Source organism: Ulvibacterium marinum, assembly GCF_003626755.1.
Taxonomy (GTDB): Bacteria; Bacteroidota; Bacteroidia; order Flavobacteriales; family Flavobacteriaceae; genus Ulvibacterium; species Ulvibacterium marinum.
Genome location: NZ_RBCJ01000005.1, coordinates 34,393 through 48,633, shown reverse-complemented (window position 1 = coordinate 48,633; position 14,241 = coordinate 34,393). Strand labels below are relative to the sequence as shown.

Genomic DNA, 14,241 nt, shown 5'->3' with positions numbered 1-14,241 from the left:
TAGGGGTAAATATTATGGCATCCATAATTTTTGATAATAAGTTTAGAGAATCAAAAATTGCTCTATGGATACACTTCATAAAAAATTACTCAAACTAACCTTTTTCTTCTTTACCGCGATGGTTTTTGCGCAATCCAGCAACGTGGCTGTAGTAAGCGATGAAAAGGGAACAAAACTGGTCGTTGATGGCGAAAGCTTCATGATCAATGGTATGAACTGGGATTATATCCCTATCGGCACCAATACGGTGAACGCAGAATTCTGGAAAAAGTCCGATGATATTATCAAAGCCGGATTGGACACGGAAATGTCCCTATTAAAGAACATGGGCGTAAATGTAATACGTCAGTACACCGGAGTTCCGGCAAGGTGGATAAAATATATCTACGAAAACTATGGTATCTACACCATGCTCAATCATTCCTTTGGTCGCTATGGGTTAACGCTGGACGGTGTCTGGACTCCGGTGACCATTTACGACGATGCCAAGACTCAGGAGTTCTTGATGTCCGAAATGGAGGAATTGGTCAAAGGTTATAAAGATACCCCTGGCCTGCTACTTTACCTATTGGGGAATGAGAATAACTATGGATTGTTCTGGGCAGGAGCGGAGACGGAAGATTTTCCGGATGATGAAGAAAGAATACAATTCATAGGCGAAAGCAGGGGAAGGCCCATGTATCGTTTGATGAATGATGCGGCAAAAAAAATGAAGGCCATGGATCCATCACATCCCGTGGCCATATGCAATGGGGATGTTTTGTTTATCGACATCGTTGCCGAAGAATGTAAAGATGTTGATATATACGGAACAAACACCTATCGCGGTCTTTCCTTTGGGGATATGTTCCAAGTGGTAAAGGAAAAACTTAATAAACCGGTCATGTTTACGGAATTTGGGGCAGATGCTTACAATGCTGTTGAAAACAAGGAAGACCAATTTTCACAGGCCTACTATATGGTGGGCAATTGGAAGGAAATCTATGAGAATGCAGCTGGTTTGGGCAAGGCCGATAATTCTGTAGGAGGTTTTACATTTCAATTTAGTGATGGCTGGTGGAAGTTCGGTTTTGATGATCGAAAAAATGCAGATGTCCATGACAACAATGCCTCATGGTCCAATGGAGGATATGCCAGGGATTTGGCAGCTCCCGGAGCCAATAACATGAACGAGGAATGGTTTGGAATTTGTGCCAAAGGCGCTACCGATCCCAGGGGCCTCTACGAGCTCTATCCACGGGCGGCCTACTATGCATTGAAGGAAGCACATCAATTGAACCCTTATGGGGAAGGTGTGGACCTAAACTTTGTAGACAATTATTTTAACAATATTCAACTAATGGATGCCGTGCTCAAGGCTCGTGGCGACAAGGCCGCGTTAAGCGGAGAGCAAAGCAAACTACTTCGTATAAGCAATCTTACGGCAAGGCTTGCAACGTTCAGCACCGGCGGTAGTCTAATAACGACGCCGGATAATGCCGACCCGGACGATCCCAATACATTTCCAAATCAATTGGGGTTTGATCATATGCAATCCTATTTTTTTGGGGTAGAGGGTAATCCCGCTTCCAACATGCGGGCAGAGGTAAATTTCAATATAGTCGGAAATGTAGCCCAGAATCCGATCAATGAAATTTTTTATGAGAACAATTCCCGTCCAATAGAGGTGAATACCGATCAAGGAAATGTAGTGGTCCAGGACGTAAATAGGGTACGCGTATACCAAGCTGAATTTGAATGGAACGCAAAAGAGTTCGATTTAAGGGGGTTCTACCGGACGGGCCATTATCACTGGGGGTACGAGGGTGATTTTTTTGGGCTCTATCCAGAAGCCAATTACGGTCCTAATCTGGATATCTATAACGGTGAAATATTAGGAGCCGAAGTTGATGGTAAAGGAGTGCTAAAAGGTTTAAAAGCGGCCATAGGTCCTCAATTATGGTGGGGCGCCAACCCAACAATGCTTTTTAAGTACAAAAGGCATATTGGAAAATTCGACGTTACCGGTATTTATCATAGGGATTTTGAAACCAACATAGTTTTCGATGAAAATGGACGACGGGTTCTGGATATAAATCAATTGCGAAGTGGTGTGGTTCCACCATGGCCAACGGAAAGGGCAACACTGGCCGTAGAAAGAGAATTTGGCAAGTTTGGTGTTATGTTAGGCGGAATTTGGGCCGGAAGCCCATTGAACGGTAATGCTTTTCAAGATGTGAGGGGCACGCCCGGAAACTATACCGTTTTTGAGGATAGGATTCAAGCAAGTGATAACTGGGGTGGTAAAGTGAAACTTACCTATGAAGGCGGAAAATTCAATTGGTACGGCCAAGCTGCGGCTATGGGCTTGATTGCCAATGGTGGTGCTGATCAAACATTGACTTTTACCGGATGGAAGCTAAAAGATACCGGAAGCGGTAATCAGGTAAATGTATTGTCCGGATTTACTTTGGCCACTGGAAATTTTCAAATTGCACCCAATTTCTTATGGCAAAAACCATTGGTGGACGCTATACCTCAAGATGTACAAGCTCCTGGTCGATTAAGGAATATTATTGATGATCCTTTTGCCGTACGTTGGAATCGTGAGACCACTGCCGGGGAGATACTTTTTACCTATGACCCCACGCCGGGTACATGGATGTACGAGTGGGACAATGACCGGTCGGAAGATGCCAAGTTTGCCATGAACCTGGGCTTTGTATATCGACACCTTCCCACGACTATGGACGCCCATATTGGATTTTTGGCAGATCGGACCATTTTTTCTTTTCCCAATTCGGCACCTGCCGAGGACTTATGGGAAGTCCATTCCAGGATGGTTTCCAAACTAGGCGCGGATCTAGGAATCATTGGAAATTTCTACTATGGTAATGGACAGGGTAATGGCGATAGTGATCGATTGATAAAGCGTTTTGGCGGGGATGTCCGCATACTTTATAAAAAATACAAACTACAGTACTCTCAAAAGATTAACGATTGGGGGCCTTATGACTACCATAGGGATTTTAACTTGACATACCCGGTACAGTTGATGTTGGATATCTCTACCACCTTAGGCAAACCTGATTGGTTTATTTTACCCAGTACCCAAATAGGTATACGGGGTATATGGCGATCATTAAATGAATTCTCCCCTCGTTATGCACCGACCGCCGTATTAACTGATACATTTCCTCCTGAGCCCATTTTAAGTCCGGTTGGTTTTGACAATGGTAATGAATGGGAAATTATGACATATATACATATCAATATCGGGAAATAAAAAGATTGAAAAATGAAAATTTATACATATACCAATTTACGTTTTATACTTCTTCTGGGTTTGGGCTTTGTTGCCTTTTCATCTTGTGAAAGAGATTTTTCGGATGAGGTGAAATTTGCTACGTTTTCGGCTAATGCAGATATATTTACGGATACTCCGGTAAGTCTTACCGATGAGTTTTTCGTGTCTTTTGATCCCGCTATCGGGGCGAATACCGAAGGCTTTGGTACGGATGATGATATCGCTTTTGAAGGTTCGTCCTCTATCCGAATTGATGTACCTGCACCAGATGACCCTAATGGGAGCTTTATTGGGGGCATTTTCCTCGATCGAGGGGCCGGTAGGGACTTAACAGGTTTTGATGCCTTAACATTCTACATTAAAGGTTCCACTACGGCTACCATTGACGAAGTAGGTTTTGGGTCCGACTTTGAAGAGGATAAATTTGCGGTAGGTCTCCAAAACATTCGTTTATCCACGGATTGGAAAAAAGTTATAATTCCCATTCCGGATCCCTCAAAATTAGTTCAAGAACGAGGCATGTTTAGATTCTCCTCCGGGACACTAAGCACTAACGGTGTGGGGTTTACCTTTTGGATCGATGAGTTGCGGTTCGAAAATTTAGGGACCGTAGCGCAATCCAGACCTTCTATTTTGGGAGGCAATGACAGCCGGTTTCCCACAACGGTAGGACAAACCGTAACTATTAGCCAGTTGCAACAAACATTCAATTTGGGGTCGGGAATTGATCAGACCATCAGTGTAACGCCTTCTTACTTCAGTTTTGAAAGCTCTGATCCTAATGTAGCCTTTGTAGATGAACTTGGCGAGGTTACGGTTGCAGGCACAGGTTTAACAGAAATAACCGCTTCTATCGCAGGGGTGCTCGCAGAGGGTAAATTGCTTGTAGAATCCTCTGAATCAGCACAAATCGTCTCAATTTTTACTGATTTGTTCGCTGACATTCCTGTGGACAACTACAATGGATTTTTTCTAGGTCAAAATACAAAAGGAGGCCTAGTGGAAGAAAGCGGAGGGCAAATCATTAGATATACCGAACTTGACTTTGTCTCCATAAATTTCTTTCAAAATGTAGCTCCAATAGACATCACTGAAATGACAGACTTGCGCATTTCGATCAGAGTGGAAGAATCCATTGATCCCGGAGACTTCATTAATATACAATTGGTCAACTCCGTAGGAAATCCTGATTTGACTTCCGGTACGTTTAGAATTGAGGGCGGCGATCTAGTCCCTAACGAATGGGTAGAATTCCAAATCCCGCTCTCCAGTTTTACGGGTCTTGGTGCAAGAAATGCCATTGGCCAGTTATTCTTTGTCTCAGATGGTACCATATCCAACGTATCTATCGATAACATCTTTTTCTCAGCTGAATAATACGTAAACCCTTAAGAAGCTATGAAACATAAAGTTTTAAATACGAACATAAAATCAATGTGGGGCTATAAAATGTTTTTCGCAAGCCTGCTCCTTCTGGTTATGGGTTGCGAAACCGATGATACCCAGACCGTAGCCACTTTCAATACCTTGGTATGGGAAGATAATTTTGAGGTAGATGGTACACCCGACTCCAGTCGTTGGCGCTTTGATATTGGCGATGGTACGGAACAAGGTATCCCAGGTTGGGGCAATGATGAGTTACAGTACTATACGGATAGATCGGAAAATGTTACTGTTCAAAACGGATTCCTATTGATTACCGCAAAGCAGGAAGACTTTAATGGGTCATCGTTTACCTCGGCAAGACTTACCACCCAAGGATTGTTTGAGCAGGCATATGGGCGTTTTGAAGCACGTATTCGGGTACCTTTTGGTAAAGGCTATTGGCCGGCATTTTTTTTATTGGGCAACAATTGTAATGATAATCCCTGGCCTGCCTGTGGAGAGATTGATATTATGGAGAATGTAGGTGATGAACCCACCATTGCTTTTGGTAGTGTCCATGGACCAGGTTTTTTCGGCGGGGATTCCATTGGCAAGGACTATGAATTGACCAATGATCGTTTTGATACCGGATTCCACATCTTTGGGATAGAGTGGGCCCCGGATTACATTAATTACTACGTGGACGGCAATTTGTATCAACAAATTACACCTGAGGACATAGACGAGGAAACGGATGGCCAAGGTGAATGGGTCTTTGATCGTCCGTTCTATATCATTCTTAATGTAGCTATTGGCGGTAATTTGCCCGGACCACCGAATAACGAAACTGTTTTCCCTCAGACCATGCTCGTAGACTATGTACGTGTGTATCAACAATAAAAAACAAATTAACTATGAAACAGATTATTGATAGAATTAAAGTTCTTTCGGTCTTCTTTCTGGCACTAACATTGGTAGGCTGCGAAGATGATGATGATACCGAATTACCAAGAGTAGAAGTTGGTTTTACATATACCCTGGACCAAAGCACAGGTGCGGTCACCTTTATTAATACCTCTACAAATGTCAATGGTTATGCCTGGGATTTTGGTGACGAAACTGATTCGGAAGAGATAAACCCTACCAAAATCTATACGGCCAACGGCACGTATACGGTAATCCTGACCGCATCCAATATAGCAGGGGCATCCGGTACATTTCAGGATGAAATTACGATTAACGTTCCAGAGGTATTGGCCTTGCCCATTACTTTTGATGGTGAGAATGTGGATTACTCTACCATTGTCACTTTTGATACGGCATTTCAGATTTTGGAAAACCCGGAGCTATCCGGCGCCAATACCACAGCTTCTATGGTAGGGGAAATTGTTTCCAATGGGGTTTCGTTCCAAGGTGTCACTTTCCCTATGGACAGTCCCGTAGACTTTAGCGGTACTGACAAGACCATAGCTTTAAAACTATATTCGACCGTGGCAACCAACTTTTTAGTAAAGTTTTCTGGTGGTATTGATGGTGCCAGGGATGTGGAAGTGGTTACGGCACATATCGGCAGCGGCTGGGAAGACCTGACTTTTAACTTTTTGACCAATGGGATTAAAAGTTTTATTGCTGCCGATCCGGAAAACGGACAGACTTTTGCGCCGGATGGTCAATATGAGAACTTGGATTTGTTTGTAGGCTTTGCTGCCGATCCCGGAGTATCCAGCACATTTTATTTGGATGATATTACACAAGTGGAGAGTGATACGGGCGGAGGTTTTGACGACGGCCTTTTGATCAATGGCGATTTTGAGAACGGTGGGGAAGGCTGGATTGGGAACGCCCTTAATGTAGTTACCGAAGGCGGCAACAGCTTCAATTCCGCCAATGTGGAGATGGCCGGGGAGGCCTTTACCGTGAACTTGAGCCAAGTCGTAGAGCTTACCCAGGGCACCAATTATATTTTATCCTTTGAAGCATCTTCGGACAGGGCCAGGACCATCTTGGCCGGTATTGGGCTAAACGTAGATCCCTTTACCAACACGGCACCCGCGGTAAATTTGACCACGGAGACCCAGACCTTTATGCTTCAGTTGAGTGCAGCCGATTTTGGAGGCGCCGATAGTCGTATCCTCTTCGATATGGGCGCCGATGTAGGTGCCGTAATCATTGACAATGTTTCTTTGGTTGAAGGAGGGGATGGTAGCGATAGCGGTGGTGGTGATTTTGACGACGGCTTGTTGACCAACGGTGATTTCGAGGGAGGTGACGACCCATGGATCGGAAGCGGACGTAACATTGTTACTGATGGAGGAAATAGTTTTAATTCGGTAGATGTAATGGTGGCGGGTAATGCGTTTGATGTGAATTTGAGCCAAGTACTCGATATCACCCAAGACACTGACTACATACTGACTTTTGAAGCTTCCTCGGATCGGAGTCGTACTATGGTCGCCGGTATCGGATTAAACGTTGATCCTTTTACCAATGTTAACGAAACTGTGAACTTGACCACGGATACCCAAACATTTACCCTAAACTTGAATGCTACCGGATTTGGAGGGTCGGACAGTCGCATACTCTTTGATATGGGTGCCGATGTGGGTACGGTAGTAATAGACAACGTGTCCTTGGTATTGGATACAGGCGGTTCCGGAGGAAGTGGAGGATGTTCGGATACCGAAGTAGCGGCTACGACGCTTCCATTGGATTTTGAAGGTTGTGAAACCTTTCTTTCCAGTCAAAATTTTGGAGCAGGTTTAGCCTCTGAACTTTCGGCCAATCCATCGCAAACCGGAATCAATACCTCCGGCTTTGTTTTGAGAGTGGACAAACCTACCGGTTCGGAATTCTTTGCGGGGATTCAGAATGTATTCCCATCAAACTTTGATTTGACCACGACCGATACTTTTAAGATCAAGGTATATTCCACCAAGGCAAATGTAGTTTTCCGGTTCGAATTGCTGGCCAATCCAAATGACGGAAGTATCGGAAATCCTGCTGCTGTTTTTGCAACTATACCCAATGCAAATGAATGGACAGAGGTTGAATTTACGTTCATCAACCTGCCCGCCTCACCTACATCGTACAGTCAATTGGTAATAAAACCGGATAACGATGAAATAGACAGTGCTATTACGGAAGGTGGCACATATTATTTGGACGATTTAATTCTGGAATAGATGAAATATGCTTAAGTTGAGGAAGGGTCGGTGGTGAAACAGATCCCACTGGCCTCTCGCTTAAATACAACAATCAACCATCTAAAAATCTGAAATGTCTGGAAAGGATATTTACATAGGAAATTCCAAGGTAATAACTACCTCAAAAGAGATTAAGGGAGAACAGGTTCAGTTTGGAAATGAAGCATATTACAGGATTTCGAACTATGATGTGATGCGTCCCTTTTTTATGAGCATTGTGAGCCATTCCAACCATTGGATGTTCATTTCCAGCAACGGAGGGCTATCCGCTGGAAGGCGAAATTCGGAGTCGGCATTATTTCCATATTACACGGACGATAAAATCACCGAATCTGCTGATGTAACAGGTAGTAAAACAGTATTTCAGGTGCATTGGGAAGGGAAGACCTTGCTATGGGAACCTTTCTCGGGCAACTATGCAGGAATCTACAAAATCCATAGAAACCTATATAAAAACGCCTATGGCAATAAAATTGTTTTTGAGGAGATCAATGAGGATTTAAAGTTGACGTTTCAATACCATTGGAATTTCAGTAGCCAGTTCGGTTTTGTAAAAAAGTCTACCCTTATCAGCACTAGCGAAAATGAGGTTAGGATAACGATTTTGGACGGTATCCAAAATATTATGCCTTATGGGGTCAATTCTGGCATGCAGAATACTAGTAGCAATCTGGTCGATGCGTACAAAAGGAACGAGTTGAAAGCTGAAATTGGATTGAGTATTTACGCTTTGAGCGCTATCATTGTTGACAAAGCGGAACCAAGCGAAGCCTTAAAGGCAACTACGGTCTGGTCTACGGGATTGGAAAAGACAAAATACCTGGTTTCCTCCTTGCAACTGGATGCCTTTAGGAAAGGATATGAAATAGAACAAGAGGTCGATGTAAAAGCAGAAAAAGGAGCCTATTTTGTGAATGCCGATGTGGTGCTAGCTGCAAGTGCGAAACGCAATTGGATGCTGATTGCCGAAGTGAACCAATCTAAAGCGGATATCGCTGAAATTTCCCGCTTGATCAAAACAGAAAAAAACCTTTTTGACCTGATCGAGGAAGATATTCAAAAAGGATCCGGACAATTGCTAAGGCTCAATAGCGCGGCGGATGCCCTACAATTGACAGCGGATACCATGCGCAACACAAGGCATTTTGCAAACACGCTCTTCAACATTATGCGGGGCGGTATTTTTGATAATAACTATGAAATCGAGAAATCGGACTTCTTAACATATATCGACAAGGCAAATAACAATGTATTTCAAAAGAGGCAAGGAAGCCTGGAGCAACTGCCAGAGCTATTTACGTTAGCTCATCTAAAGCAAATTGCCAAAGATGATAAGGACGGCAATTTTAAAAGGTTGGCTTTTGAATATATGCCTTTAAAGTTCAGTAGAAGGCATGGTGACCCAAGTCGGCCATGGAATAAGTTCTCCATAAATACGGAAACCGATGACGGTAAAAAAGTATTGGATTATGAGGGAAACTGGCGCGATATTTTTCAGAACTGGGAGGCGTTGGCCTATTCCTATCCGGCCTTTATCGAAAGTATGATTCATAAATTTCTCAATGCAACGACCTTTGATGGGTACAATCCCTATCGGGTTACCAAGGGTGGTTTTGATTGGGAAACCATAGAACCGGACGACCCCTGGTCCTATATCGGCTATTGGGGCGACCATCAGATCATTTACTTGTTGAAGTTCCTGGAATTTATGGAGCGACACTATCCCACTGGGTTAGCTTCTTATTTCAACGAAAATATTTTTGTATATGCCAATGTACCCTACAAAATAAAGGACTATAAAGCTATTTTGGCAAATCCTAAGGATACTATTGTCTTTGATGCGGATCTGGATGCCAGCATCAATAAAGAACGTGAGCAATTGGGTGCCGACGGGGCCCTATTAAAGGATTCAAATAAAGAGATTTACAGCGTAAACCTACTGGAAAAATTATTGGCCACAATCTTGGCAAAAGTATCCAATTTTATTCCGGAAGGAGGTATTTGGATGAATACCCAAAGGCCTGAATGGAACGATGCCAACAACGCCTTGGTAGGCAACGGTGTTTCCATGGTGACATTGTATTATTTAAGACGCTTTTTAAGCTTTTTTGGGACAATCGTAAGGGAAATCCCTGATGCCGAGTATCAAATTTCAAAGGAACTCCTTGAGTTTTTCAATGAGGTTCGTCTAACACTTGTCAATAATCTATCTGTATTGTCCGCCAAGGTTTCCGATACGGATAGAAAAACCATTGTGGATGGTTTAGGAAAAGCGGGAAGCAATTACCGAAATCAGATTTACAACACCGGTTTTAGTGGTGAAACAAGCGGGCTTTCCAAGGATGAAATCGTTCGGTTTATTGAAGTTACGATACAATATTTGGAGCATAGTATAGATGCCAATAAACGCACGGACAACTTGTACCACGCCTATAACCTAATGACCTTAGAAAATGATACTGAGGTTTCCATCGCCCATTTGGCCGAAATGTTGGAAGGTCAGGTGGCGGTTTTAAGTTCCGGTTACATTTCGGCCGAGGCTTCTCTGGAACTTTTGTATGCGCTTAAAAATAGCAGACTTTTCAGGCCGGACCAATACAGTTATTTGCTATATCCCAACAAGGAACTCCCAAGGTTTTCGGATAAAAACAACATTCCGCCCAGCGAAGTAGGGAAATCAGATTTGATGCTTAAACTTTTGGAGGAGGGCGATACCCAAATCGTTGAGAAAGATAGTAATGGGGAGTATCATTTTAATGGAACTTTCAACAATGCCAATAGTTTACAAACGGCCTTGTCCCAACTACCTGAAAAATATCAAGGTTTGGTTCAAAAAGAACTGCAATTGCTATTGGACATTTTTGAAGGGGTCTTTGATCATAAAGCTTTTACCGGCCGTTCGGGTACCTTTTTTGGCTATGAAGGTTTGGGGTCCATCTACTGGCATATGGTCTCAAAACTGTTGCTTGCCGTTCAAGAAACCTGTTTAAATGCCATTGCCAAAAAAGAAGGTGAGGAAACAATAGGTCGGTTGTTGGAGCATTACTATGAAATCAACGAGGGAATTGGTGTACATAAATCCCCTGAATTATATGGTGCTTTCCCAACGGATCCCTACTCACACACACCTGCCGGTAAAGGAGCTCAACAGCCTGGTATGACGGGTCAGGTAAAGGAGGATATTCTGAGTAGGTTTGGTGAATTGGGCGTTTTTGTTCATGAGGGGCAACTACTCTTTGATCCCCAATTGTTGAGAAGGACAGAATTTTTAAGGGAGCCCTCAACATTCAGATACATTGCTGTAAATGGGGAGTTTAGGGAGATTGAACTGGAAAGGAATTCCCTTTGTTTTACCTATTGCCAGGTTCCGGTCATTTATCAACTGGCGGATAAAAAAGGTGTAAAGGTAACATTCAATACAAGTTCCACATTAGAATTAGATACCTTAAAACTTGATTTACAAACTAGTACCAAAATTTTTGATAGAAACGGGCAAATTGAGAGAATTATGGTATTCATCAAAAAATAAAGGACATGAAGTACGTGAAAAGTAGCATAAGAACAATTATCTATATATTGCTGATAGCATCCGTTTCCTCGTGTAAAAATAAAACAACCAAAGAAAGCAAAATTGATATTGTGAACGAAGCATCAGATTTAAGTGCAAAGGATATTTTGGGGAATCCCGATTATGTGGCCATTTCCTATGGGGGGTACAGACATGCAGATCATGATATGGAGCCCACCTTGGAAGAGCTAAAAGAAGACATGAAAATCTTGGCAGCGATGAATATTAAAATATTACGGACCTACAAAGTGCATTTACCTCATGCTTCTAACGTATTGAAAGCGATCAGTGAACTAAAAAAAGAGGACCCAAGCTTTGAAATGTACGTGATGTTGGGGGCATGGATAGATTGCAAAAATGCATGGACCGACCTAGAGCCGGACCATACGCAAGAAAGTGAAAGAAATGCGGTAGAGATTGAAGAAGCCGTTAGATTGGCAAATCTATATCCTGATATTGTCAAAGTAATTGCGGTTGGTAATGAGGCCATGGTAAACTGGGCTACAAGCTATTATGTACAACCTTGGGTTATCCTAAAATGGGTAAATCATCTTCAGGATCTAAAGAAAACCGGAAAATTGCCAAAGAGTCTATGGATAACCAGTTCAGATGATTTTTCATCCTGGGGTGGGGGAGATGCCAGTTATCACACGGAGGATTTGGAGAAACTTGTAAGGGCCGTCGACTATATTTCCATGCATACCTATCCTTATCATAATTCCCACTACAATCCGGCATTTTGGGGTGTCCCTGAAGAAGAAGGGGAACTTTCGGATAGGGAAAAAATAGACGCTGCAATGTCCCGGGCTTTGGAGTTTTCAAAATCGCAGTACGATAGTGTATCCAATTACATGAAAAGTCTAGGAGTTTCCAAACCTATCCATATTGGTGAAACAGGGTGGGCAACCGTTTCAAATGGCCATTACGGTTCTACGGGTTCCAAGGCTACCGATGAATACAAAGAGGGATTGTATCACCGGCTCATGAGAGATTGGACCAATAAGGCCGGTATATCCTGCTTTTATTTTGAAGGTTTTGACGAACCATGGAAAGATGCTAAAAACCCCGAAGGTTCTGAAAACCACTTTGGTTTGATAACCGTTGACGGAAAAGCAAAATTTGCGCTTTGGGATTTGGTGGATAGGGGTGTTTTTAATGGATTGACACGTAATGGAAATCCTATTACCAAAACCTACAATGGAAATGAAGAGGAGTTAATGAAAACAGTATTGGTACCGTCAAACGCGAACGAAATTGCCGCTCACAGATAAGACGGATTCCAAAACCAACGCCTATGAAAATATTCAAGTACATTATGTGTATCCCTTTGGCCTTTATAATGTTTTGTTGTCATGAAAAACGAGAATCATTGAAAATTGAAATCTATGAAACTTCGGCCAATGGCAACAAATTAAAGCAGGTAAAGGAGTTTTCTTCAGATGGGGATGCTACCGTGATAAAGCTATCTCCTGAAAAAGAATTTCAGACCATAACAGGATTTGGCGGATCCTTTACGGAGGCATCGGCCTCTTTGCTAAATAGATTGGGCAAAGAAAACAGGGAAAAGGTATTAAACGCCTATTTTGGTGAAGATGGTGCAAAATACTCTTTAACGCGGACACATATGAATTCATGCGACTTCTCGTTGGGCAATTATTCCTATGCTCCAATAGAGGATGATATGGAATTGAAGAGCTTCTCCATTGATGAGGACCGAGACGATCTTATTCCCATGATAAAGGAGGCTATGGCCCTATCCAAAGATGGGTTTAAAATAGTGGCCTCACCTTGGACGGCACCGCCATGGATGAAGGACAACAACGACTGGCGTGGGGGTAAATTGTTACCTAAGCACAATGAAACCTGGGCGTTGTTTTTTTCTAAATATTTAGATGCGTACAAGGCAGAAGGAATTGATATTTGGGGCTTTACCGTAGAGAACGAACCTTTGGGTAATGATAACAATTGGGAGAGTATGCATTTTACTGCCCAAGAAATGACCGATTTTGTAAAGGATTATCTTGGACCCAAATTGGAAAGTGACGGGCACAATGTGAAAATACTGGGCTATGACCAAAACCGCGAGCATCTTAAGGAATGGGTAGATGAGATGTACAGAACCCCGGCCACCTCAAAATACTATGATGGCACTGCCATACATTGGTACGCAAGTACCTATGAGGTTTTTCCCGAGGCATTGCAATATGCACATGACAAAGCGCCGGAGAAGCACTTGATACAAACGGAAGCCTGTGTTGATGCAGAGGTCCCCAAATGGCAGGATGACCAATGGTATTGGTCCAAGGAAGCCACCGATTGGGGATGGGACTGGGCACCTGAAAAGAATAAGCACCTACATCCAAAATACGCGCCGGTTTATCGTTATGCACGAGACATTATTGGTTGTTTGAACAATTGGGTAGATGGATGGATCGATTGGAACATGGTTTTGGACAGACAGGGTGGCCCCAATTGGTTCAAGAACTGGTGTGTAGCACCGGTTATTGTAGATCCGGAAAATGATGAAGTGTATTTCACCCCTATTTACTACACCATGGCTCACTTCAGCAAATTTATCCGTCCCGGATCTAAAAGAATAGGATTGACAAAGACAGATGAGTCTCTTTTGGCCACGGCATGCAAAAATCCTGATGGTTCTATTGCAGTGGTAGTCTTTAATCAAGGCCAGGACGATAAAAATTTAGAACTGTCTTTAGGGGAAAAAAGCTCCAATATCAAAATTAGTGCCCAGGCCATTCAAACCATAGTAATAAAATAAAAGTATAGAGTGCGACCAATGTAAAACACCAACCATTAAA

Annotated in this window: 7 protein-coding genes; all 7 read left to right on the top strand. The window is 42.8% G+C overall.

Translation table 11 applies throughout. The features are described 5' to 3' along the window. Positions 1 to 64: 64 nt before the first annotated feature. The 7 genes from D7Z94_RS21625 (at position 65) to D7Z94_RS21595 (ending at position 14,201) form a co-directional block, all read left to right on the top strand. Positions 65 to 3,265 (top strand): glycoside hydrolase family 2 TIM barrel-domain containing protein, encoded by a 3,201-nt coding sequence (locus D7Z94_RS21625; protein ID WP_120713739.1) that lies wholly within the window; start codon positions 65 to 67, stop codon positions 3,263 to 3,265. 12 nt (positions 3,266 to 3,277) lie between these two features. Then, the gene (locus tag D7Z94_RS21620; RefSeq protein WP_120713738.1) at positions 3,278 to 4,663 is read left to right on the top strand and encodes a carbohydrate-binding protein; all 1,386 of its coding nucleotides are present in this window, start codon (positions 3,278 to 3,280) and stop codon (positions 4,661 to 4,663) included. A 21-nt stretch (positions 4,664 to 4,684) separates the two neighbouring features. Beyond that, positions 4,685 to 5,551: a glycoside hydrolase family 16 protein gene (locus tag D7Z94_RS21615; RefSeq protein WP_394347463.1), complete on the top strand. Its 867-nt coding sequence runs from the start codon at positions 4,685 to 4,687 to the stop codon at positions 5,549 to 5,551. 14 nt (positions 5,552 to 5,565) lie between these two features. Beyond that, positions 5,566 to 7,833 (top strand): carbohydrate binding domain-containing protein, encoded by a 2,268-nt coding sequence (locus D7Z94_RS21610; protein WP_120713737.1) that lies wholly within the window; start codon positions 5,566 to 5,568, stop codon positions 7,831 to 7,833. Between the two features lie 94 nt (positions 7,834 to 7,927). Further along, the gene (locus D7Z94_RS21605) at positions 7,928 to 11,383 is read left to right on the top strand and encodes a hypothetical protein (protein ID WP_120713736.1); all 3,456 of its coding nucleotides are present in this window, start codon (positions 7,928 to 7,930) and stop codon (positions 11,381 to 11,383) included. 5 nt (positions 11,384 to 11,388) lie between these two features. Beyond that, on the top strand, positions 11,389 to 12,693 hold the full coding sequence (locus tag D7Z94_RS21600) for a glycosyl hydrolase family 17 protein (RefSeq protein ID WP_120713735.1): 1,305 nt from the start codon (positions 11,389 to 11,391) through the stop codon (positions 12,691 to 12,693). Positions 12,694 to 12,716: 23 nt separating this feature from the next. Continuing rightward, a complete protein-coding gene (locus tag D7Z94_RS21595; protein ID WP_120713734.1) occupies positions 12,717 to 14,201 on the top strand; it encodes a glycoside hydrolase family 30 protein in 1,485 nt (494 codons plus the stop codon). Positions 14,202 to 14,241: the final 40 nt, after the last annotated feature.